The sequence below is a fragment of the Streptomyces pyxinicus genome (genome assembly GCF_024753135.1).
Classification (GTDB): Bacteria; Actinomycetota; Actinomycetes; order Streptomycetales; family Streptomycetaceae; genus Streptomyces; species Streptomyces pyxinicus.
In genome coordinates this window covers 201,975-224,775 of sequence record NZ_JANUGP010000002.1, presented here as the reverse complement: position 1 = coordinate 224,775, position 22,801 = coordinate 201,975, and the positions used below count along the sequence as shown (strand labels likewise).

The following is a 22,801-nucleotide window of genomic DNA, read 5'->3' as shown; positions in this document are numbered from 1 at the left end:
CTCCCTCTGAAACCACACGTTCGGGCATCAGTCGGAGGCGAACGGACATGTACGCACCGGAGCGGCAGCAGGAGATCCTCCGGCTCGCCCGCGACGGCGGCCGGGTGGACGTGCTGTCGCTGGCCGAGGAGTTCCAGGTCACCGCGGAGACGATCCGCCGCGACCTGAAGGCCCTCGACCGTGCCGGTCTCGTCCGCCGGGTGCACGGGGGCGCCATCCCCGCCGGCCGTCTCGACTTCGAGCCGGATCTCGCCGAGCGCGAGTCCACCGCCGCCGACGAGAAGGACCGCATCGCCAAGGCCGCCCTCGCCGAACTGCCCACCGAGGGCACGCTGATCCTCGACGCCGGCACCACCGTGGCCCGGGTCGCCGCCGCGATCCCGCTGGAAGCCTCCCTGACGGTCGTCACCCACAGCCTGCCCATCGCCGCCCGCCTCGCCGACCACCCGGGCATCCAGCTCCATCTGGTCGGGGGGCGCGTACGGCACCGTACGCGCGCCGCCGTGGACGCCTGGGCGTTGCGCGCGTACGGCGAGATCCGCGCCGACGTGCTGTTCGTCGCGGCGAACGGCTTCTCCGCCGAGCACGGTCTGACCACCCCCGACCTCGCCGAGGCCGCCGTCAAACGAGCCGCCGTCGCCGCCGCCCGCCGGGTGGTGCTGCTGGCCGACTCCGCCAAACACGGCCAGGAGCACTTCGCCCGCTTCGGCGCCCTGGGTGATGTGGACCTGCTGATCACCGACAGCGGGCTGAACCCCGAAGACACCGCCGCCATCGAGCGCGGCGGCACGGAAGTAGCGCGCGCATGATCCTCACCGTCACCCCCAACCCCTCCCTCGACCGCACCTACGAGGTCCAGTCCCTCCAGCGCGGCGAGGTCATCCGCGCCGAGACCGAGCGCATGGACCCGGGCGGCAAGGGCGTGAACGTCTCGCGCGCCGTCGCGGCGGCGGGGCGGCGCACGGTCGCTGTCCTGCCTCTGGGTGGTGCGCCGGGGGCGCTCGTCGCCGAACTGCTCGACGCGCAGGGCATCGAGGTCGCGCCGGTCCAGATCGCGGGCGCCACGCGCTCCAACATCGCGCTCGCCGAAGCCGACGGGGTGCTCACGAAGATCAACGCCCCGGGTCCCGAACTGTCGTCGGCCGAGCAGGAACGCCTCCTGGAGACCGTGCGCGCGCAGTCCCGCGACGCCGACTGGATCGCGTGCTGCGGCAGCCTGCCCCGGGGGCTCGCGGCCTCGTGGTACGCCGACGCCGTCACGCGGGCGCACGCCGGGGGCGCGCGCATCGCCCTGGACACCTCGGGGCGTGCGCTGCTGGAGGCCCTGCCCGCGCGGCCCGACGTGGTGAAGCCCAACGCCGAGGAACTCGCGCAGGCCGTCGGGCGCCCGCTGACGACCGTGGGCGACGCGCTGAAGGCGGCCGAGGAGGTGCGCGGGATGGGCGCGCGCGCCGTACTGGCGAGCCTGGGCGCCGACGGCCAGCTCCTGGTGGCGGACACCGGCGTCTGGTTCGGCACCGCGCGCGTGGCCACCGTCCGCAGCAACGTCGGCGCCGGCGACTCCTCCCTGGCCGGCTTCCTCATCGCGGGCGGCAGCGGCCCGGACGCCCTCGCCTCCGCCGTCGCCCACGGCGCCGCCGCGGTAGGGCTGCCCGGCAGTGTCATGCCCACCCCGGCCGACCTCGACCCGTCCGCCGTCACAGTCACCACGGACATCCCGCTCGACCGCGAGCTGACGGAGCCGGCGTCATGACGGCACGCTGCCGTCCCGGCCGACCTCGATCGCTCTGCGGCACCGGTCACCACGGACGCCGCGCTCGTCCTGGAGCCGACGTCATCGCGGTCGAGCCCGGCCCGCGTACGACGGCTCCGGCCGGCCGGAGCCGTCCACACCCACCGCGAGTCCCCGTCCCCACCCGCCCCTGCCTTCCCCCGGGCGATACGCGTGCATAGGAGCCCGCGATGAGCGACATGATCACCGCGGACCTGGTCGACCTCGACCTGTCCGCCGACACCAAGGAAGCGGCGGCGCGCGCCCTCGCCGAGCGCATGGTGGCCCAGGGCCGGGTGACCGACCTGGAGGGCTTCCTCGCCGACGTCGCCACCCGTGAGGCCCAGATGCCGACCGGCCTCGACGGCGGCATCGGCATCCCGCACTGCCGTAGCGCCCATGTCACCGAGCCGACCCTCGCCTTCGGACGCAGCGCCGCCGGCATCGATTTCGGAGCCGCCGACGGCCCGGCCGACCTCGTCTTCCTGATCGCGGCTCCGGCCGGCGCCGACGACGCCCACCTGACGATCCTCTCCTCCTTGGCCCGCCGGCTCATGAACGCCGCATTCACCTCGGCGCTGCGGGCGACGAAGGACGCGGAGACGGCGGCGGCGCTGATCCGGGGGGACGCGGTGCCGCCGGGGGAGGAGACGGCGGCGTGTGGCTCCGGCGAGGGCGCCGGTGGTGAGGGGGCGGATGGCCCGGGCGTCGGCGAGGACGTGAACGCGCCGGGCGCGCACCTGACTTCGAGCGCTGCTCAGAGCGCCGTGGGCGACTCCCACGCCCCCGAGGACACCGTTGCGGCGCCGGTGGCGGCCTCCACCGGCGCCGCAGCGGGCAGTACGGCGCGCACGGCGGGCGCGTCCGCCCCGGCGCAGGCGACTCCCACGAGCGCCGGCCCGGACACGGCCGCACCCTCCGACGAGCGCCCCTTCCGCATCGTCGCCGTCACCTCCTGCCCGACCGGCATCGCCCACACCTACATGGCGGCCGAGTCCCTGGAGAACGCGGGCCGGGAGGCGGGCGTCGAACTGACCGTCGAGACACAGGGCTCGGCAGGCTTCACCCGCCTGGAACCGGCGTCGATCGCGGCGGCGGACGGCGTGATCTTCGCGCACGACGTGCCCGTACGCGAGAAGGACCGCTTCGCGGGCAAGCCGACCGTCGACGTCGGAGTGAAGGCGGGCATCAACCGCCCCACGGAACTCATCACCGAGGTACGCGAGAAGGCGGCGCGCGGCGAGACGACCGCTCCGGCTTCCGACGCCGGTACGCCGGTCGACCGCGCCGGCGACTCCACCGAGGGCTACGGCACCAGGCTCCGCAAGTGGCTGATGTCCGGTGTCAGTTACATGGTCCCGTTCGTCGCCGCGGGCGGGCTGCTCATCGCGCTCGGGTTCGCGATCGGCGGCTACAAGATCAACAAGGCGCCGTCGGTGATGGACCACTTCGTGTGGACCCAGGCGGACAGCTGGGGTGCCCTGCTGTTCCAGATCGGCGGGGTCGCCTTCGGGTTCCTCGTCCCGGTCCTCGCCGGCTACATCGCCTACGGCATGGCCGACCGCCCCGGCCTGGTCCCCGGTTTCGTCGGCGGAGCCATCTCCCTCACCATCAACGCGGGCTTCCTCGGCGGCCTGGCGGCCGGTCTCCTCGCCGGCGGCGTGGTGATGGCGGTCCAGAAGGTGAACATCCCGGCGGCGATGCGCGGAATCATGCCGGTGGTGGTGATCCCGCTGATCTCCTCCGCGGTCGTCGGCTTCCTGATGTTCGTCGTGATCGGCAAGCCCATCGCCAGTGCCCAGAAAGCCCTCACCGACTGGCTGAACGGCCTCACCGGTGCCAACGCGGTCCTGCTCGGCGCCCTGCTCGGCCTGATGATGTGCTTCGACCTCGGCGGCCCGGTCAACAAGGTCGCCTACACCTTCGCCACCGCCGGTATCGCCGTCTCCGACCCCAGCGACTCGGCGATGAAGATCATGGCAGCGGTGATGGCGGCCGGCATGGTCCCGCCGCTCGCGATGGCCCTGGCCACGACCGTGCGCGGCAGGCTCTTCACCCCCGCCGAGCGCGAGAACGGCAAGGCGGCCTGGGTACTGGGCGCGTCCTTCATCACCGAGGGCGCGATCCCGTTCGCCGCGGCGGACCCGCTGCGGGTCATCCCGTCCGCCATGGCCGGCGGCGCCCTCACCGGCGCCCTGTCGATGGCGTTCGGCGCCACCCTGCGCGCCCCGCACGGCGGCGTCTTCGTGGTCCCGCTGATCGGCAACCCGTTCCTCTACCTGATCGCCATCGCGGCCGGCGTCTGTGCCACCACGGCCCTGGTGATCCTTCTCAAGGGACTGCGCGGGCGAACCGTAGAGCCCGCCCCGACCGACCCGGCCACCATCCGGAAGGACGGCCGCCAGCCGGTGGCGGCCTGAGGAACGCAGCACCCTCCGCGCACACTCTTGTCCCTTTAGTTCGCTGTGAGTTGTTCACGGCACCTGCGAGATACGTCACGGTCCGGGTCCGAAGTCCCGGACCGTGGTGTGTACTGGAGGACATGCTTGAGCACGCCCCGACCCTCCAGCTGATCGGCATGGCCGTCCTGGCCGCGGCGGCCGTCGCCTGGACGGTCGTCCTGTGGCGCGTGCTGCGCCGTGCCGGACTCCCCGCCCTGGCCCGCCGCCCTGCCGCACCCCTCCCGGCGCTGCCCAGTCAGCGCCGGCTCGGCCACCCGCTGGAGTCGGTCGAACTGACCCCCGCCGAACAGGACGCGTTCGCCGGCCTGGTACGACGGCTCGCCGAAGGCTGACCGGCGGCGCGAGTCGCCCCGCGCCTCCCGCGCCCACCGGAGGCGCTCCGCACTACCCCTGCCGCGCCGCGCGCCGCTCCATCGCGTCCCGGGCCGCGTCCTCGGACATGTACACCTCGCACATGTGCCGCCCGTCGGGGGTCGCCGTGTGCTCGACCTCCCACAGGGACGTCTCACTGTCGTCCGGCAGCAGGAACGCGTGCTCGTACAGCGCGAAACTCAGCCCCGCGCGCCCTGCCCGGCCCGGCCGTCCGAACGCCTGCGTGATCTCGTGCGCGGTCGCCGTCGCCAGCAGCGCCGCCGTCTCCTCGCCGGGGCGGTCGGGGTTCTCCGCGCGGCGCAGGAGCCGGCGCGCGTGGTCCGCCGAGTCGTCGTCGGCGAAGACGTGCCGGGGCTCGGGGATCGCCCACAGCCGCATCAGCGCGGGTACTTCGAACTCCGGCGACTCCGGGGGCACTCCGAGCCGCTCGGCGGCGGTTTGCAGTTCCTCCTGGTCGAGGTACACCTCGTGCTCCGGAGCGCTGCCCGGCGTGGGGTTGTGCGCCAGCTCCCACAGTGTGACCGCCGAACCGTCGGCCAGCAGCCAGGTGTGCCGGTAGGTCTCGCGGTGCAGCCCCGCGCTGTGGTGGGCCGAGTGCAGGGAGCTGTCGTGCGCCAGCGCGCTGTCGAGACGCTGTATCACGTCGTCGGGCAGCTCGAAGGAGTTCAGGGCACGGCCGAGGAGTCGCGCGAGATGCTCCTCCGGAGACTCGGGCGACTCGGCTGGTTCGTACGCTGCGGTCTCGTACGGAACGCTCAAGGTTTCTCCCGGCGTTGCTGCATGTCACCTAGTGGGTGCATACCGTAGCCCCTCGGTCGGACATCGTGCTCGCGAACCGAGAAAACGTCTGCCGGGAAAACGCGAGGGCCGCGCGAAAAGTTCCCGCGCGGCCCGTCGTACGGTCAGGAATGGCCGCTCAGACGGCACTTCCCGCCGTCCACGCGCTCCAGGACATGTTCCAGCCGTTGAGGCCGTTGTCCGGCGACACCGTCGTGTCGGGGGAGTTCTTGACGATCACGACGTCCCCGACGAGCGTGTTGTCGAAGAACCACTTGGCCGACGTGGCGCCCTGCGCTCCCTGGACGTCCGCGAGCCCGACACAGCCGTGGCTCGTGCCCTGACGGCCGAAGGGCGGGTTGCCCTTGTTGTACCAGTAGTTGCCGTGGATGAACGTCCCCGACTGCGTCAACCGCATCGCGTGGGGCACGTCCGGGATGTCGTACTCCCCGCCGAACCCGACCGTGGAGCCGTTCATCCGGGTCTGCGTGAACTTCTCGGAGACCACCATCTGGCCGTTGTACGTGGTGTGCTCCGCGCTGCCCGCGGAGATCGGCACCGACTTGAGCGTCTTGCCGTCCCGGACCACCGTCATCGTCTGCGTGTGCGCGTCGACCGTGGAGACCTGCGACCGCCCGACCGTGAAGGAGACGGTCTTCTTCTGCGCCCCGTAGACACCCTTCGCGCCCTGCACGCCGTCCAGGTCGATCCGCATCGTGACCTTGGAGCCGGCCTTCCAGTACTCCTGCGGCCGGAAGTCCAGTCGCCGGTCCTCGAACCAGTGCCCCACCACCTGCTGCCCGCTGCTGCTGGTGACCTGGATGTGGGACTGCACGGCCTTCTTGTCGGTGATCGACTTGTCGAAGGTGAACGACACCGGCATGCCCACGCCCACCGTCGAGCCGTTGTCCGGCGTGTAGGTGCCGATGAAGCTGTTGGCCTTGGTGACGGTGGTGAAGATCGAGTTGGCCGCCGCCGTCCGCCCGTCGGCGTCCTTGGCGGTCGCGCCTATCCGGTACTTCGTCCCGCGCTCCAGCTGCTCCTTCGGCTTCCAGCTCCTGCCGTCCGCCGATATCGCCCCCGCCACGGTCTGCCCCGACTCCGCCTCGGTCATCTTCACGTCGGTCAGCTTGCCGTCGCTGACCTTGACGCCGGTCGCGTTGATGGACGCGTCCGTCGAACCGTCCTTCGAGGAGATCGCTATCTTCGCCGCCGACGTCTTGGGCGAGTCCTTACCGCCCTTGCCATCGCTGTTGTCCGCGCTGGCGTCGCCTCCGCAGGCGGTCAGGGCGAGGGTGCCGACCATCATGGCGGCACAGGCCACCAGTGCGCGCCGCGCTGCAATGTCCGGCGTTGCCACAGGCTGCTCCAGGTTCGTGTGATGTGCGTGATCCGTTCCAGTGCGTCAGGAAAGAGGGCACCGGCCCCCGCCGGGGTTCCGTCCGTACACCATGAGCGCCATTACGTGACAGAACCGCGACATTGCAGGTCCGAGGCCCGTGCCCGGCATCGCGCCATCGCGTGCCCTGGTGAACACCGCCCTGCCCGGGAGGCCTTGCTACTTCCCGCCGTACAAGTCCCCGTACGACGGCCAGAGTCCCCCGGGTCCCTCGACGGACTCGGCGGCGCGCACCGCGCGTACGATCGCGCGCGTCACGAGATCCGCGCCGGCGGCGAGGATCTCGTTGAGCGCCAGGGGGTGCGCGTCGAGGGGGCGCGCGCCGGTGGCCAGAGCGAACACCGTGTCCCCGTCGTGCAGCAGGTGCACGGGCCGTACGGCACGCGCGATCCCGTCGTGGGCCGTACCCGCGAGCTTCTGCGCCTGTGCCTTGGAGAGCGCCGCGTCGGTCGCGACCACCGCCAGCGTGGTGTTGAGCTGAGGCGCCGCGTTCCGGGCGGTGCTCTCGGCGAGCCGGCGGCGCGCGGCCTGGTGCACGTGATCCGGGGGATACGTCACCCGGCCGCCGGACAACTCCCCGTACAGCGCCCCTGTTTCGGGATCCAGTACGGCCCCCGCGGCGTTCACGACCACCAGTGCCCCCACGGTGATCCCCGAGTCGAGCACCGCGCCCGCGGTGCCCACCCCGCCCTTGAGTCCTCCGGCCACGGCGCCCGTACCGGCGCCCACGCTGCCCTCGGGTACCCGCGTACCCGGTGTGGTCGCCGCCGCGGCCTCCACCGCCTCGCGCCCGGTCGTGGCGTCCGGCCGGGCACGGAAGTCTCCCCCGCGCCCCAGGTCGAAGAGGCACGCGGCGGGCACGACCGGCACGACGTGCGCCGGGTCCGCTCCCACCGGCACCCCACGCCCCCGCTCCTCCAGCCAGGCCATCACCCCGGAGGCGGAGTCGAGTCCGTACGCGCTGCCCCCGGACAGCACGACGGCGTCCACTCTCCGCACCAGGTTGCGGGGGTCGAGCGCGTCGGTCTCCTTGGTGCCCGGCCCGCCGCCGCGCACGTCCACGGCGGCGACGGCACCCCCCTCGGGGGCGAGGACGACCGTGGTGCCGGTGAGCCAACCGTCGCCCCTGCGGGTGGCGTGCCCGACCCGCAGTCCGGCGACGTCCGTCAATGCGTCGACTGTCATGACCGCCAGTCTGGCGCAGCCCGGGCCGGCTTCCCCGGGGCAGCCCGCGGGCGCGGTGGTGTGGGACGGGCGCATCCGCCCGGTCCTGAGCGCGCTCAGGGTCACACCGGTCGCCACCGCGGCCGAGGACACGAGTCCCGCAGCCGGCACGGCCCAGTCCCCAGCGGTCCGTCCGCCGCGATGGGCAGCAACTCACCCAGCGCGTCGGGTTCGTCCACGGCCGATCGCACGGCGACCGTGGCCGCCGCGACCGTCTCGCCGAGCACGATGATCGTGAACAGGCCGTACCGCTCGGCGATGTGACGCGGATGCCAGGAGGTCTGCCGGTCTGCCGGTCCTTCTCGGCGTACACCGGCAGGGACAGTTCCAGGACGGCCATCACCAGGCCCCCCCCCGGCCGGCCCGGCGCGGGCAACAGGTTCAGGCCGAGCCGGCCGACCTGGCACAGCAGCACACCGAACGCGTACCGCAGCGCCGTGGTCCGCTCCGTGCCCGCCGTCGATCTCGCCGCTCTCAGCCACTGGCCGGCCATCGCCAGCCGCGTGATCAGGTAGCCGAGCCAGATCAGCAGGTGGTCCCTTCGTCGCGCCCGCGCGCGGTGAGCCTTCTCAGGACTCCGGACGGGCCCGGGTCCGCTCGGCTGGGCGGGCGCCGAAGCGGAACTGGATGTCATGCCACGCGGAAGAGCAGAAAGGCACCCGGAAATCTTGGAAAGCCATTCACAATCGCGCTCCTCCAGTGTCTGGCGGTGGCGGACACTCGCCGGCCCGTCCGGGGCGGCGCCGTACCCTGGTGGCATGAGCACCGCCCCGGAATCCGAGCCCCGCGCCCCCAGGCCCGCGCTGGTCTTCGACGACCCGCTGGACCAGCAGTCCTCGGACGACACCGACCGCGGGTGGGGCGAGCGCCCGGACCGCGACAGCGCCGCCGACCTGAAGCGCTTCCTCGACGAGAAGCCGCCCCACCACCTGTGAGCGGCTCGCACAAGGGCCGCTAACGCCCGTCGTGCCCCGGTCCGCGCTGCGCGACCAGCGCGTCGCGGATGTCCTTGAGCACCTCCAGCTCGGTCACCTCCATGACCTCCTTGGTGCCCTCGCGCGCGGCCCTGCGGGCGGCCTGCCGGGCCAGGTACTTCGACATCGGCAGGACCATCAGGAAGTACACCACCGCCGCGGTGAGCACGAAGGTGAGCGTCGCGCCGAGGACCGAGCCCCACAGGATGCGCACCCCGCTCTGCACGGTGCCGTCCTTGGCCTCCTTGCAGGGCCCCTTCAGGCACGTGGTGTAGTTGTCGAGGTTCTGGGTGCCGATCGCGCCGACCAGCGGGTTGATGATCCCCTTCACCACCGAGCTGACGATGTTCGTGAAGGCCGCGCCGATGACCACCGCGACTGCCAGATCGACGACGTTGCCGCGCATCAGGAAGGCTTTGAAGCCCTGCAGGATGTTCGGTTCCCTCTTCGCACTCACCTCGGGGCCTCTCCTCGTCTGCACAGGGTGTGGAACGAAACGCTCCGCAACCTACGTCACGGTCAGGCCATTGTGTCCAATTCGATCGCTCGATCGAGCGACTTGACAACACGTTTCCGAGGGTTTTGACGAGGCGGCTCAGCACAGCGTCACCGCCAGACGGGCTGTCGCGCTCGCACCGACCAGCCGTGCCGCCGTGGCCCGCGGTACCGACAGGGCGACCAAGGCCCCGCTCTCGACGCTGCCTTCGACGGGCGCCGGAACCCTCGTCACCCTCGCGCCGCGCGCGAGCACCCGCGCGCCACCTCCGCTCGCCGGGTCCTCTGCGGCGATGACGTCCACGCGGTCACCGGCGCGCAGGAGCCGGACGGTGGCGGCGTCGGCGATCCGCACCGGCGCCGTCACCACGTCCGGGACGGCGGGCCTGCGCACCGGCTCCGCGACCGGGTGCCCCCGGACCCGCTCCGCCCGGTGCGGTTCGGTACCGGCTCGCGGCCCGGCGGCCACGAGCGCGGCGGCCGTCACCGCGAGACCGGCCGCGAGGGCCCGCCCGCGATGCCGTACGAGCCGTTGCAGCCGGTACCGCCCGCCGCGCACCCGCACCGGCGGAAACCGCGGAACCTCGCACGTGGCCGGGGCGTCCGTGCCGAGCGGACGCGGCAGTCGCAGGGGCGGAGAGAAGGCGGAACGGCCGGGCGGCTCCGAAAGAGAGGGCAGAGAGGAGGGGGTCGGGGACGACGAGGGCAAGATCATGGCAAGCACCGCCTGCGGCGAGGAGTTCGGCTGTCGCTGCCACGATGAGGCCTCGCGCCGGATTCCGCCGGAGCCGGTGGATCACCGACGGGCTGTGGACAACTCGGCCACCCGAACGGGCAATTCCGCTCACCTGCCCGGCCCCCGCCCCCAGCCGTACCGCCGCCCGAGGCGGCCCGGCACACGGTCCGTTACGGCAGCGGGAAGCCCGGGTCCATGCCCCCGAGGGCGTTCACGCACAGGCAGTCCCGTGCCGCGGTCTCCGGCAGGGCCGCCACCGCGTCGAAGAGCACCCCGCGCATCCGGTCCACGTTGGCCGCGAACACCCGCAGCACCTCTTCGTGGGAGACGCCCTCGCCGGTCTCGGCACCCGCGTCCAGGTCGGTGACCAGGGTCAGCGAGGTGTAGCACAGCTCCAGCTCCCGGGCGAGCGCCGCTTCGGGGTGGCCGGTCATCCCCACCACCGACCAGCCCTGCGCCTGGTGCCACAACGACTCGGCGCGGGTCGAGAAGCGGGGCCCCTCCACGACGACGAGCGTGCCGCCGTCCACCGGTTCCCAGTCCCGCCCGCGTGCCGCCTTCAGCACGGCGGACCGGCCGCCGGGGCAGTACGGGTCGGCCACGGACACGTGGACGACGTTCGGCACGGAGCCGTCGGGAAGGGGCAGCCCGTCGAAGTACGTCTGGGCCCGGGACTTCGTGCGGTCCACCAACTGGTCGGGCACGAGCAGCGTGCCGGGGCCGTACTCGGCCCGCAGTCCGCCCACCGCGCACGGGCCGAGGACCTGGCGGACGCCGAGCGAGCGCAGGGCCCACAGGTTGGCGCGGTAGTTGATGCGGTGCGGCGGCAGATGGTGGCCGCGGCCGTGCCGGGGCAGGAAGGCCACCCGCCGGCCGGCGATCTCGCCGAGGAAGAGGGAGTCGCTGGGCGGCCCGTAGGGGGTGTCCACCTCGACCTCGGTCACGTCGTCGAGGAACGAGTAGAAGCCCGAGCCGCCGATTACACCGATCTCTGCGTTCGCCATGACCAGCACATTAGCTGTCCGCGTGGGCGCGGGGGAGACGGTCCCCGGAGATGCCGAAGACCCTGCCGTCGTACGACGGCAGGGCCCGGAGTGAGAGGCCTCAGGCGGCGGGGCTGCTGGCGGAGCTCGTCGAGGACGACGACGTCGGGGCCGACGAGGCCGGCTTCGACTCGGACGACTTCGCGTCGGACGACGACGTGCTCGGCTTCGAGGCGGGGCTGCTGCTCGACGAGGAGCCGCGCGAATCGTTGCGGTAGAAGCCGGAGCCCTTGAAGACGATGCCGACCGCGGAGAACACCTTCTTCAGGCGGCCACCGCAGCTGGGGCACTCGGTCAGCGCGTCGTCGGTGAACTTCTGCACCGCTTCAAGGCCCTCGCCGCACTCGGTGCACTGGTACTGGTAGGTCGGCACTGTCTTCCTCCTGGCACTCTCACTCGATGAGTGCTAACGACGGTCCATAGTGACGTATTCCCGGGGATCAGTCCACCGTGACCGGCACGCGGTGACCGACGCCACGCGCGACGGTACGGTTCCGCGCCGGTGCGACCAGCGCGGATCGCAGCGCGAGAAGGATCACCAGCGCCAGCACCGTACCGGCCATGGGCACCAGGAATCCGGCGCCGTCCCACAGCCGGTCCTCAAGCTGTCCGGCGATGGTGACGGCGGCCGCCTGACCGAGCGCGACGGCGCCCGTCAGCCAGGTGAAGGCCTCGGTGCGGGCGCCGGCCGGAACCAGGCCGTCGACCAGCGTGTAACCGGTGATCAGCGCCGGCGCGATGCACATGCCGACCAGCAGGCCGAGCCCGGCGAGCAGCGGCACCGAGTGCGCCGTCCACAGGGCGGACGCGATCAGCGCGAGCGCCGTGTAGCCGACGACCAGGCGCCGCTGGGGGGCGGCCTTCCAGGCGATCGCGCCGCAGACCACGCCGGACAGCATGTTGCCGGCCGCGAAGACGCCGTACAGGACGCCGTTCAGGCCGGGCTCGCCGATCGACTCGGTGAACGCCGCCAGCGACACCTGCATGCCGCCGAAGACGGAACCGATGCCCAGGAACGTGACGATGAGCACGCGCACGCCGGGGACGCGCAGCGCGGAGGTGTGCTCCGCGCGCGCGTGGCCGCTTTCGGCGCTCACCGGCGGCTGCGTGCTCTTCTGCGCCGCGAACAGCAGGCCGCCGACCAGCGTCAGTCCGGCCTCCGTGAGGAGACCGGCCGACGGCGCCACCGCGGTGCACAGCGCGGTGGCCAGGAGGGGGCCGAAGACGAAGGTCAGCTCGTCCGTGACCGACTCGAACGCCGCCGCGGTGGTCATCAGGGGCGAGCCCTGCAGCTTCACGCCCCAGCGCGCCCGCACCATCGGGCCAACCTGCGGTACCGAGGCGCCGGTGGGGACGGCGGCGAGGAACAGCGCCCACAACGGGGCGTGCGCCAGCGCGAGCGCCGTCAGGGACAGGCCCGCCAGCGCGTGCACCAGGACGCCGGGAAGCAGCACGGCGCGCTGGCCGTAGCGGTCGGCGAGGCGCCCGCTGTACGGCGCGAACACCGCCATGGAGACACCGGTGGCGGCCGCGACGGCGCCCGCGGCGCCGTACGAGCCGGTGGTGTGCTGCACGAGCAGCACGATCGAGATCGTGAGCATCGCGAACGGCTGGCGCGCCGCGAAGCCGGGAAGCAGGAACGTCCAGGCGCCGCGGGTGCGCAGCAGCTGTCCGTATCCCGGGCGGGACGAAGCCGGCGAGTTCTCCGCCGGCTCGGGGGTGACCGTGGACGCCACGGCCCGTGCCTTTCTACCGCCTGGTAGCGCGCCCGTGCGGGGGCGCCGAGAGCTGTCCTCTTGCGCGGAACTGCGGTAGATACCGGGGCCACTGCGGAGGGCGTACCGGCCGCCATACGGGTCGCGCCAGCTCTGCGTCAGGCAGAGTTGGTTCGATCAGGGTGCCTTGATAATACAGGGGGCGGGGTTTGCGCTCCTGTGAAAACGAGCACCATGGGGCGCGGACACCTGTGTTCGGTGCCCGTGTGAGGGCCCCGCAACACCCCGGTGACTCGGGCCTGCCCGGCGCGCGCTCACCGCACCCGCTCCTGCCCGTCGGTGCCGAGCCACCCCGCCAGCTTGCCGCCGTGGGCCACCGCGCGCAGGCGTCGTTCCGCCGCGTCGCGGACCGGGTCCGTGGCGACGACCAGCAGCTCGTCGCGCCGGCGCAGCACCGTCGTGGGCAGCGGGACGAACGATTCGCCCTCGCGCACCACCAGGGTGACGGCGGCGCCCGGCGGCAGCCGCAGCTCGTTGACCTCCACACCGTGCATCCGCGAGCCCTCGGGGACCGTGACGGACAGCAGGTGGCCGCGCAGCCGCTCCAGGGGCGCCGACTCGATGCCGAGGTCGGAGGCCTCGCCCTGCTCGCCCAGGCGCAGCTTGCGCGCCAGCCAGGGCAGCGTCGGCCCCTGGACGAGGGTGTACACGACGACCAGGACGAAGACGATGTTGAAGATGCGGCGGCTGCCGGCGACGCCGTTCACCATCGGGATGGTCGCCAGGATGATGGGCACGGCACCGCGCAGACCGGCCCACGACATGAGGGTCTGCTCCTGCCACGGCACGCGGAACGGCGCCAGGCTGAGGATCACGCTCAGCGGACGGGCCAGCATGGTCAGCACGAGCCCGATGACCAGGGCGGGCCAGACGTCGTCGCCCAGCTCGTGCGGGGTGACGAGCAGGCCGAGGACGACGAACATGCCGATCTGGGCGATCCAGCCGAGCCCCTCGGCGAACCCGCGCGTGGCGGGCCAGTGGGGGAGTTTCGCGTTGCCGAGCGTCATCGAGGCGAGGTAGACCGCGAGGAAGCCGCTGCCGTGGGCGAGCGCGCCGGCGGCGTAGGCGGTGACGGCGATGGCCATCACGGCGATCGGGTACAGACCGGAGGCGGGCAGCGCCACGTGCTTGAGCCCCCAGGAGCCGAACCAGCCCACCGCGAGCCCGATGGCCGCGCCGATGGCCAGCTCCAGGACGATCTCGCCCAGCAGGACGTACCAGTGCTCGACCGGCCCCGCGGTGGAGAAGGCGACGACCAGGATGACCACCGGGGCGTCGTTGAAGCCGGACTCGGCCTCCAGCGTGCCCGTCACGCGCGCGGGGAGGGGAATTCTGCGCAGGACGGAGAACACCGCCGCCGCGTCCGTGGACGACACCACCGCACCGATGATGAGTGCCTGCCGCCATTCCAGCCCCACCAGATAGTGCGCGCCCGCGGCCGTGACACCCACGCTGATCGCGACGCCCGCGGTAGCCAGGACGGAGGCGGACGCCAGGATCGGCCGGGTCTCCTTCCACTTCGTGCCCAGGCCGCCCTCGGCGAGGATGACGACCAGGGCCGCGTATCCCATGACCTGGGTCACTTCGGCGCTGTCGAACCGGATGTCGCCGATGCCGTCCTGGCCCATGAGGACGCCGATGGCCAGGTAGACGAGCAGGCTGGGGAGCCCGCTGCGGGAGGAGATCCGGACGGCCGCGACGGCGACGAGCAGGACGACGGAGCAGACGAGCAGGAGCTGGTTGAGGTGGTGGACAGTCAGCGGCGGTTCCCTTCCTTGGCCCGCGCGCGGGGGCGCGCGAACGCACGTACACAAGCCCGAGGCTGCGGCGCACCGCACCCAAGTACTTCGTTACCTTACCTAACTCTTGACGCTTTCTTGACGCTCGGCGGGGCAAGATCGAACGCTCGTGCACGCCGGTTCCCGACTCCGCGTCAAGGGGGACAGGGCCCTGCGCCTATGGTTGCTCCAGCGCTCATTCAAAGTCACAGCCCGACCTGCCGCTCGCGTTAGGACAGCAAGGACAGCGATGCCCCCGAACACCACCGCCACAACGGGTGACACCGCCACCACCGGTGCCACGTCCGTCACGTCAGGCAGGAAGAAGGGGCGCAAAGCCCGACTCCTCGTGCTCGTGCTGGTCCTGGCCATCATCGGAGGCATCGCCTACGGCGCTTACTGGTCGATCAGCACCGTCCGCGCCTCCCTCCCGCAGACCACCGGCTCGATCTCGCTCCAGGGCCTGTCCGGCCCGGTCGACGTGAAGCGGGACGGCTACGGCATCCCGCAGATCTACGCCTCCTCGGACGAGGACCTGTTCATGGCACAGGGCTACGTCCAGGCGCAGGACCGGTTCTACGAGATGGACGTGCGCCGGCACATGACCTCCGGGCGCCTGTCGGAGATGTTCGGCCAGGGGCAGGTCAAGAACGACGAGTTCCTGCGCACCCTCGGCTGGGACCGGGTCGCCGAGAAGGAGTACGACACCAAGCTGTCGGCCGCCACGAAGAAGTACCTCCAGGCGTACGCCAAGGGAGTCAACGCCTACCTCCAGGGCAAGGACGGCAAGGACATCTCCCTGGAGTACGCGGCCCTGGGCTTCACCAACGACTACAAGCCGCAGAAGTGGACCCCGGTCGACTCCGTCTCGTGGCTCAAGGCCATGGCCTGGGACCTGCGCGGCAACATGCAGGACGAGATCGACCGCGCGCTGATGACCAGCCGGCTCGGCCCGCAGCAGATCCAGGACCTGTACCCGCAGTACCCCGCGAGCCGCAACAAGCCGATCGTGCAGGAAGGCCAGTACGACGAGCTGACGAAGACCTTCCGGCAGGGCGGCTCCACGAGCACCTCCACGGGCACGCAGGGCACGACCGGCACGCAGGGCACGACCGGCACGCAGGGCACGACCGGTACGCAGGGCACCACCGGCTCGTCCGCCTCGGGCGGGACCGGATCGGGCCTCACGAGCCAGCTGTCGGGCCTCTACAAGGTCCTGGACGACCTGCCGACCGCCGTCGGCGTGAACGGCCAGGGCATCGGCTCCAACTCCTGGGTGGTGTCCGGGAAGTACACCATCACCGGCAAGCCGCTGCTCGCCAACGACCCGCACCTGTCGGCGTCCCTGCCGTCCGTCTGGTACCAGATGGGCCTGCACTGCCGGACCGTCTCCAGCAAGTGCCAGTACGACGTCACCGGCTACACCTTTGCCGGCATGCCCGGTGTGATCATCGGGCACAACGGGAAGATCGCCTGGGGCATGACCAACTCCGGGGTCGACGTCACCGACCTGTACCTGGAGAAGGTGACCGCGAACGGGTATCTGTCCGACGGCAAGATCCGGCCGTTCACGACCCGCGAGGAGACCATCAAGGTCGCCGGCGGCACGTCCAAGTCGATCGTCGTCCGCCAGACCCGGGACGGGATGCCGCTGCTCTCCGACCGCGACGACGAACTCGTGCAGGTCGGCAAGAAGGCCACCGTCAACACGGCCGCGCCCGACCGCGGCGACGGCTACGGCATCGCCCTGAGGTGGACCGCGCTCGACCCGGGCACCTCCATGGACGCCGTTTTCGCGCTCGACAAGGCCGCGGACTGGAGCGACTTCCGGCAGGCGGCCGCACTGTTCGACGTCCCCTCGCAGAACCTGGTCTACGCCGACAGCGAGCACATCGGCTACACCCTGCCCGGCAAGATCCCCACCCGCTCCGCAGCGGACGACGGCTCCATCCCGGCACCGGGCTGGGACTCGAAGTACAAGTGGACCGGCTTCATCAAGCAGGACGAGCTGCCCTACGAGTACGACCCCAAGCGCGGCTACATCGTCACCGCCAACCAGGCCGTGGTCGACAAGGACAAGTACCCGTACACCCTCACCACCGACTGGGGCTACGGCACCCGCAGCCAGCGCATCACCGACCTGATCGAGTCCAAGATCAAGGACGGCGGCAAGATCTCCACCGACGACATGCGCCAGATGCAGCTGGACAACAGCAGCGAGATCGCCAAGCTCCTGGTGCCCAAGCTGCTGAAGCTCAACCTGAAGGACCCGGACGTCCGCGAGGCGCAGAAGCTCCTGGAGGGCTGGGACTACACCCAGGAAGCCGACTCCGGCGCGGCGGCGTACTTCAACGCCGTCTGGCGCAACATCCTGAAGCTCGCCTTCGGCAACAAGCTGCCCAAGGAACTGCGCGTCAAGGGCCAGTGCCTGCGGGTCGACAAGATCGACAGCACCGGCCCGGTGGACGAGGACACCAAGGTCCGCGAGTGCGGTGAGCGGGACGCCGACCAGGCGCAGCCGGACGGCGGCGACCGCTGGTTCGAGGTCGTGCGCACCCTGATGGACAAGCCGGACAGCGACTGGTGGAAGACGCCCAAGTCCGGCACCCGCCCGGCCGCGAACAACCGCGACCAGCTCTTCGCCCGCGCCATGATCGACGCCCGCTGGGAGCTGACCGCCAAGCTCGGCAAGGACATCGACACCTGGAGCTGGGGCCGGCTGCACCGCCTGTTCCTGAAGAACCAGACGCTCGGCACCGAGGGCCCCGAGATCCTCCAGTACGTGCTCAACCGCGGCCCCTGGAAGCTCAGCGGCGGCGAGGCCACCGTGAACGCGACCGGCTGGAACGCCGCCGGCGGCTACAACGTGGTCTGGGTGCCGTCCATGCGGATGGTCGTCAACCTCGCCGACCTCGACAAGTCCAAGTGGATCAACCTGACCGGCGCCTCGGGGCACGCCTTCAGCGCGCACTACACGGACCAGACCGGCAAGTGGGCCAAGGGCGAGCTGCTTCCCTGGTCCTTCTCCGCCAAGGCGGTCGGCAAGAGCACGAGCGACACCCTCGTCCTCAAGCCGTGAGCCGCTGAGCCGAACCGGCTCACCGGCGAACCGGCGGATCATCGAAACGGCCCTCCACGCGCGCGTGGAGGGCCGTTTCGCGTCGCCGCCCGGTCAGTCGCCGGTGAAGTGGCGGGTGCCGGAGGGCGTCACCACCGCGTGCACCGGCTTGTCGTGCGCCTCCGCCGGGACGCGGACGACGACCTCCGTGTCGTACAGCAGCACCACGAGCCGGGGGCGTGCCCCCGCGCGCTCCAGCCGGTCCAGCACGCGGTCGTACGAGCCGCCGCCGCGCCCCAGCCGCATCCCGCGCGCGTCCACCGCGAGCCCGGGCAGCAGGACGACGTCCGCCCGCGTCACGGCGCTCGGGCCGAGGCGGGCGCCGGCGGGCTCGAACAGCGCCATCTTCCCGCCGTGCCGGATCTCCGTCAGGGAGTCCGGGCCGGTGTACTCGCCCCAGTCCAGGTCGTTGTCGGGCAACAGCGCGGGGAGCAGGACACGCACCCCTCGCGCGCGCAGCGCGTCCAGCAGCGCGCGGGTGTCCGGTTCGCCGCCCACCGAGACGTACGCCGCCACCGTGCGCGCCCGCGCCAGCTCGGGCAGCCGCAGGGCGTGTCCGGCCAGCGCGCGTCCCGCCTCGCGGACGTCATCGTCCGTCAACCTGTTCCTCATCGAGAGGAACTCCCGGCGCAACCATCGCTTGTCAGGCTCGCCGCTGCGTCCTACGTGTTCCACGGGTCGTTCCCGCGCCCTTCTACTCATTGCAGCCATACAAGGGTCAACCAAATCGGAGCCACAGATAACCCACAAAGGCACCGGATAAGGTTGCGGGCATGACTCAGTCGCACCCCAGGATCAGCAAGGCTGTCATTCCCGCAGCGGGCCTCGGCACCCGGTTCCTGCCGGCCACCAAGGCCACTCCCAAGGAGATGCTGCCGGTCGTGGACAAGCCGGCGATCCAGTACGTGGTCGAGGAGGCCGTGTCGGCGGGGCTCGACGACGTGCTCATGATCACCGGTCGCAACAAGCGCCCCCTCGAAGACCACTTCGACCGCAACTACGAGCTGGAGTCGGCGCTGGAGAAGAAGGGCGACGCCGAACGCCTCTCGAAGGTGCGGGAGTCCAGCGATCTGGCCACGATGCACTACGTGCGCCAGGGCGACCCCAGGGGCCTCGGCCACGCCGTGCTGTGCGCCGAGCCGCACGTCGGCCAGGAGCCCTTCGCCGTCCTGCTCGGCGACGACCTGATCGACCCGCGCGACCCGCTGCTCCAGCGCATGATCGAGGTGCAGGAGCGGCACGGCGGCAGCGTGATCGCGCTCATGGAGGTCGCGCCCGAGCAGATCCACCTCTACGGCTGCGCGGCGGTCGAACCCGGCGCCGACGGCGACGTGGTGAAGGTGACCGGCCTGGTGGAGAAGCCGGACCCGGCGGACGCCCCGTCGAACTACGCGATCATCGGCCGCTATGTCCTCGACCCCCACGTCTTCGGCATACTGCGCACGACCGAGCCCGGCCGCGGTGGCGAGATCCAGCTGACCGACGCCCTCCAGCAGCTCGCCCAGGACGAGAAGACCGGCGGCCCGGTGCACGGTGTCGTCTTCAAGGGCCGCCGCTATGACACCGGAGACCGTGGCGACTATCTGCGTGCCATTGTCAGACTCGCATGCGAACGTGAAGACCTGGGCCCGGACTTCCGGACCTGGCTCCGCAGTTACGTAGCCGAGGAGATGCAGCAGTCTTGAGCAGCGCCGCGACCCGCCCGCACGACCCCGACCAGCCGTGGTCGGTGGACGAGCACCTGGAGGACATCCTCTCGACCGTGCGCCCCCTGGAGCCGATCGAGCTGCAACTCCTCGACGCCCAGGGCTGTGTCCTGGTCGACGACGTGCTGGTGCCGGTGTCGCTGCCCCCGTTCGACAACAGCTCCATGGACGGGTACGCGGTGCGGGTCGCGGACATCGCGGGCGCCGGCGAGGAGTTCCCGGCCGTCCTCGACGTCGTCGGGGACGCCGCGGCGGGCGCGGCCGACCCGGCGCGGGTGGGCCCCGGCCAGGCGGTCCGCATCATGACCGGCGCACCGCTGCCGCCGGGCGCCGAAACCGTCGTACCGGTCGAGTGGACCGACGGCGGCCTCGGCGAGGGCCCGGTCAGCGGCATGCGCGCGCGCAGCCTGGCTCCCGAGGGCGCGCAGGGGCAGGTGCGCGTGCACCGCTCCGCCGAGGCACGCGCGCACGTGCGCGACAAGGGCAGCGACGTGCGGGCCGGCGAACGCGCCCTGGAGGCCGGGACGATCCTCGGCCCGCCGCAGATCGCGCTGCTCGCCGCGATCGGCCGCGGCACGGTCCGCGTGCGCCCGCGCCCGCGCGTGGTCGTCGTCTCCACCGGCAGTGAACTCGTGCAGCCCGGCGAGGCGTTGGCCCACGGCCAGATCTACGACTCCAACAGCTTCGCCCTCACCGCCGCCGCGCGCGATGCCGGCGCCATCGCCTACCGGGTGGGCGCCGTCGCGGACGACGCGGAGACGCTGCGCTCCACCATCGAGGACCAGCTCGTCCGCGCGGACCTGATGGTGACCACGGGCGGGGTGAGCGTCGGCGCGTACGACGTCGTCAAGGAGGCGCTGGCGCACGTCGGCGACGAGGACGAGGCGGGCGCGGGCATCGACTTCCGCAAGCTCGCCATGCAGCCGGGCAAGCCCCAGGGCTTCGGTTCCATCGGCCCGGACCACACCCCCCTGCTGGCGCTGCCCGGCAACCCGGTGTCGTCGTACGTCTCCTTCGAGTTGTTCGTCCGCCCCGCCATCCGCGCGCTCATGGGCCTGCCGGACGTGCACCGCCCCCGCGCGCGGGCCGTCGTGAAGGCGGAGAGGACGCTGCGCTCGCCCAAGGGGCGCCGCCAGTTCCTGCGCGGGGCGTACGCGGACGGCGAGGTGATCCCCGTCGGGGGCGCGGGCTCCCACCTGGTCGCCGCGCTGGCGCACGCGGACGCGCTGATCATCGTCCCCGAGGACGTGGAGACCGTCGAATCCGGCACCGAGCTGGAGGTCGTGCTGCTCGGCTGACGCGCGCCCGCCGGGCACCGGGGCGATCCTGGTCCGGTACGCGCGTCCGCTTGGCGGTACCGTGTCGCGCACACAGGCCCGTGCGCCGCACCGCGACGGGCCCGGACCGGGAGCGCCGCACATCATGAGTACGCAGGACCGACTGACCCACATCGACGAGGCGGGCGCGGCCCGCATGGTCGACGTATCCGGGAAGGACGTGACCGCGCGCACCGCCCGTGCCAGCGGCCGGGTCCTCGTCTCCCCGCGCGTGGTCGAGCTGCTGCGCGGCGAGGGGGTGCCCAAGGGTGACGCCCTGGCCACCGCGCGTATCGCGGGCATCATGGGCGCCAAACGGACCCCGGACCTGATCCCGCTGTGCCATCCGTTGTCGGTGTCGGGTGTGAGACTGGATCTGTCGGTCGCGGACGACGCCGTCGAGATCCTGGCCACCGTGAAGACGACGGACCGCACGGGTGTCGAGATGGAGGCCCTCACCGCGGTGACGGTCGCCGCGCTCACCGTGATCGACATGGTGAAGGCGGTCGACAAGGGAGCGGTCATCACGGACGTGCGCGTGGAGGAGAAGACGGGCGGCAAGTCGGGCCACTGGAGCCGGTCATGACCTACCGCGCGCTGGTGGTCACCGCCTCCAACCGGGCCGCCGCGGGGGTCTACGAGGACCGGGGCGGCCCGATGGTCGCCGACGGCCTCAAGGGCCTCGGATTCGCCGTCGACGGGCCCCGGGTGGTCCCGGACGGGGAGCCCGTGGCGGAGGCGCTGCGCGCGGGCGTGGCGGCCTGCTACGACGTCATCGTGACCACCGGGGGTACCGGTGTCTCGCCCACCGACCGGACGCCCGAGGCGACCCGCGCGGTGCTCGACCACGAGGTGCCGGGCATCGCCGAGGCCATCCGCGCGTTCGGCCGGGAGAAGGTGCCGACGGCGGCGCTGTCCCGCGGCCTCGCCGGTGTGGCGGGGCGGACGCTGATCGTCAACCTGCCGGGTTCCACGGGCGGGGTGAAGGACGGTCTCGCGGTGCTGGAGCCGCTCCTGACCCACGCCGTCGACCAGCTGCGCGGCGGCGACCACCGCAGACCCAGTGGTGGGGGTGCGAGCTGAACGGCTCTTCCTGGCCCGCCGTGCTGGCGGACGGCGATGTCGTCCTCCGGCCGATAAAGCTGCGCGACCAGCGGGCCTGGCGCGAGGTGAACCGGCGCAACCGGGACTGGCTGCGCCCCTGGGAGGCGACCATTCCGCCGCCCACGCCGAGCGGACCGATCACGCACCGGCCGACCTACCGGCAGATGGTCAGGCACCTGCGTTCCGAGGCGGGCGCGGGCCGGATGCTGCCGTTCGTCATCGAGCACCAGGGGCGCCTCGTCGGGCAGTTGACGGTCGCGGGGATCACCTGGGGGTCGATGTGCTCGGGGCACATCGGCTACTGGGTGGACGAGGCGGTGGCCGGGCGCGGTGTGATGCCGACGGCCGTCGCGCTCGTTGTGGACCACTGTTTCCGCGCGGTCGGGCTGCACCGTATCGAGGTCTGCATTCGGCCCGAGAACCGGCCGAGCCGCCGTGTCGTGGAGAAACTCGGATTCCGCGAGGAGGGGCTCCGGCCGCGTTATCTGCACATCGACGGGGCCTGGCGCGACCACCTGGTCTTCGCGCTCACCGCGGAAGAGGTACCGGACGGCCTCCTCACGCGCTGGCAGCGCGCACGCGCGCGGGACGCGCAACGCGAGGGGAATCCCGGCTAGCCCACCGAAATTGAATAGGTGTTCGAATTTTAGGGGTCGACCGCCGACGAATGACCGTCTTGGGGCGGGTAAATGCGCCACCGTGGCAGTCCGCTGATCGCATCGGTCGCAAAAAAAGCTGGAAATATCAGCCA

Annotated in this window: 21 protein-coding genes and 1 pseudogene; 11 read left to right on the top strand and 11 right to left on the bottom strand. The window is 71.8% G+C overall.

What is annotated here, in order from left to right; all coding sequences use genetic code 11:
• Window positions 1–47: 47 nt before the first annotated feature.
• The 4 genes from NX794_RS03515 to NX794_RS03500 all read left to right on the top strand — a co-directional run bounded on the left by NX794_RS03515 (window position 48) and on the right by NX794_RS03500 (window position 4,565).
• Window positions 48–809 (top strand): DeoR/GlpR family DNA-binding transcription regulator, encoded by a 762-nt coding sequence (locus tag NX794_RS03515; RefSeq protein ID WP_258776617.1) that lies wholly within the window; start codon window positions 48–50, stop codon window positions 807–809.
• Entirely contained in the window at window positions 806–1,753 is a 948-nt protein-coding gene (gene pfkB / locus NX794_RS03510) for a 1-phosphofructokinase (RefSeq protein ID WP_258776615.1), read from the top strand. The genes NX794_RS03515 and pfkB overlap by 4 nt, the downstream gene beginning before the upstream one ends.
• Window positions 1,754–1,962: 209 nt before the next feature.
• Window positions 1,963–4,191: a PTS fructose transporter subunit IIABC gene (locus tag NX794_RS03505; RefSeq protein ID WP_258776614.1), complete on the top strand. Its 2,229-nt coding sequence runs from the start codon at window positions 1,963–1,965 to the stop codon at window positions 4,189–4,191.
• Window positions 4,192–4,313: 122 nt separating this feature from the next.
• Entirely contained in the window at window positions 4,314–4,565 is a 252-nt protein-coding gene (locus NX794_RS03500) for a hypothetical protein (RefSeq protein WP_258776611.1), read from the top strand.
• A gap of 52 nt (window positions 4,566–4,617) precedes the next feature.
• Here NX794_RS03500 and NX794_RS03495 read toward each other — a convergent pair whose 3' ends face one another.
• From NX794_RS03495 to NX794_RS03480, 4 genes and pseudogenes are all read right to left on the bottom strand, one after another.
• Entirely contained in the window at window positions 4,618–5,364 is a 747-nt protein-coding gene (locus NX794_RS03495; protein ID WP_258776609.1) for a DUF6227 family protein, read from the bottom strand.
• Window positions 5,365–5,521: 157 nt separating this feature from the next.
• Window positions 5,522–6,742: a L,D-transpeptidase gene (locus tag NX794_RS03490; RefSeq protein WP_258776608.1), complete on the bottom strand. Its 1,221-nt coding sequence runs from the start codon at window positions 6,740–6,742 to the stop codon at window positions 5,522–5,524.
• 198 nt (window positions 6,743–6,940) lie between these two features.
• Window positions 6,941–7,966 carry a P1 family peptidase gene (locus NX794_RS03485; RefSeq protein ID WP_258776607.1) on the bottom strand — a complete coding sequence of 342 codons (1,026 nt, stop codon included), beginning with the start codon at window positions 7,964–7,966 and terminating at the stop codon, window positions 6,941–6,943.
• A 101-nt stretch (window positions 7,967–8,067) separates the two neighbouring features.
• Window positions 8,068–8,639 (bottom strand): annotated as a pseudogene (locus NX794_RS03480) (low temperature requirement protein A).
• A gap of 124 nt (window positions 8,640–8,763) precedes the next feature.
• On the opposite strand from NX794_RS03480, the gene NX794_RS03475 reads away from it, so the two are divergent.
• Window positions 8,764–8,940 (top strand): hypothetical protein, encoded by a 177-nt coding sequence (locus NX794_RS03475; RefSeq protein WP_258776606.1) that lies wholly within the window; start codon window positions 8,764–8,766, stop codon window positions 8,938–8,940.
• A gap of 19 nt (window positions 8,941–8,959) precedes the next feature.
• Here the strand turns inward: NX794_RS03475 and NX794_RS03470 are convergent, their stop codons facing one another.
• The 6 genes from NX794_RS03470 to NX794_RS03445 all read right to left on the bottom strand — a co-directional run bounded on the left by NX794_RS03470 (window position 8,960) and on the right by NX794_RS03445 (window position 14,842).
• A complete protein-coding gene (locus NX794_RS03470) occupies window positions 8,960–9,436 on the bottom strand; it encodes an MscL family protein (protein ID WP_258776605.1) in 477 nt (158 codons plus the stop codon).
• Between the two features lie 138 nt (window positions 9,437–9,574).
• A complete protein-coding gene (locus NX794_RS03465; protein ID WP_258776604.1) occupies window positions 9,575–10,189 on the bottom strand; it encodes a hypothetical protein in 615 nt (204 codons plus the stop codon).
• A 191-nt stretch (window positions 10,190–10,380) separates the two neighbouring features.
• Window positions 10,381–11,214 (bottom strand): S-methyl-5'-thioadenosine phosphorylase, encoded by an 834-nt coding sequence (locus tag NX794_RS03460; protein WP_258776603.1) that lies wholly within the window; start codon window positions 11,212–11,214, stop codon window positions 10,381–10,383.
• Window positions 11,215–11,314: 100 nt separating this feature from the next.
• Window positions 11,315–11,626 (bottom strand): FmdB family zinc ribbon protein, encoded by a 312-nt coding sequence (locus tag NX794_RS03455; protein ID WP_258776602.1) that lies wholly within the window; start codon window positions 11,624–11,626, stop codon window positions 11,315–11,317.
• A 67-nt stretch (window positions 11,627–11,693) separates the two neighbouring features.
• Window positions 11,694–12,989, bottom strand: coding sequence for an MFS transporter (locus tag NX794_RS03450; RefSeq protein ID WP_258776601.1), 1,296 nt, complete (start codon window positions 12,987–12,989; stop codon window positions 11,694–11,696).
• Between the two features lie 293 nt (window positions 12,990–13,282).
• Entirely contained in the window at window positions 13,283–14,842 is a 1,560-nt protein-coding gene (locus NX794_RS03445) for a potassium/proton antiporter (protein WP_258776600.1), read from the bottom strand.
• Between the two features lie 214 nt (window positions 14,843–15,056).
• Here NX794_RS03445 and NX794_RS03440 point away from each other — a divergent pair, with 214 nt between their 5' ends.
• A complete protein-coding gene (locus NX794_RS03440; RefSeq protein WP_258776599.1) occupies window positions 15,057–17,885 on the top strand; it encodes a penicillin acylase family protein in 2,829 nt (942 codons plus the stop codon).
• Window positions 17,886–17,978: 93 nt separating this feature from the next.
• Here NX794_RS03440 and NX794_RS03435 read toward each other — a convergent pair whose 3' ends face one another.
• On the bottom strand, window positions 17,979–18,536 hold the full coding sequence (locus NX794_RS03435) for a 5-formyltetrahydrofolate cyclo-ligase (protein ID WP_428985842.1): 558 nt from the start codon (window positions 18,534–18,536) through the stop codon (window positions 17,979–17,981).
• 161 nt (window positions 18,537–18,697) lie between these two features.
• Here NX794_RS03435 and galU point away from each other — a divergent pair, with 161 nt between their 5' ends.
• The 5 genes from galU (at window position 18,698) to NX794_RS03410 (ending at window position 22,667) form a co-directional block, all read left to right on the top strand.
• Entirely contained in the window at window positions 18,698–19,609 is a 912-nt protein-coding gene (gene galU, locus NX794_RS03430) for a UTP--glucose-1-phosphate uridylyltransferase GalU (protein ID WP_258776597.1), read from the top strand.
• Window positions 19,606–20,928 (top strand): molybdotransferase-like divisome protein Glp, encoded by a 1,323-nt coding sequence (gene glp, locus NX794_RS03425; RefSeq protein WP_258776596.1) that lies wholly within the window; start codon window positions 19,606–19,608, stop codon window positions 20,926–20,928. The genes galU and glp overlap by 4 nt, the downstream gene beginning before the upstream one ends.
• A 124-nt stretch (window positions 20,929–21,052) precedes the next feature.
• The gene (gene moaC, locus NX794_RS03420; RefSeq protein ID WP_258776595.1) at window positions 21,053–21,532 is read left to right on the top strand and encodes a cyclic pyranopterin monophosphate synthase MoaC; all 480 of its coding nucleotides are present in this window, start codon (window positions 21,053–21,055) and stop codon (window positions 21,530–21,532) included.
• Window positions 21,529–22,029, top strand: coding sequence for a MogA/MoaB family molybdenum cofactor biosynthesis protein (locus NX794_RS03415; protein ID WP_258776594.1), 501 nt, complete (start codon window positions 21,529–21,531; stop codon window positions 22,027–22,029). The genes moaC and NX794_RS03415 overlap by 4 nt, the downstream gene beginning before the upstream one ends.
• Window positions 22,030–22,049: 20 nt before the next feature.
• Complete coding sequence (locus tag NX794_RS03410; RefSeq protein ID WP_258776593.1) at window positions 22,050–22,667, top strand: GNAT family N-acetyltransferase; 618 nt, start codon at window positions 22,050–22,052, stop codon at window positions 22,665–22,667.
• The last annotated feature ends 134 nt before the right edge of the window (window positions 22,668–22,801 follow it).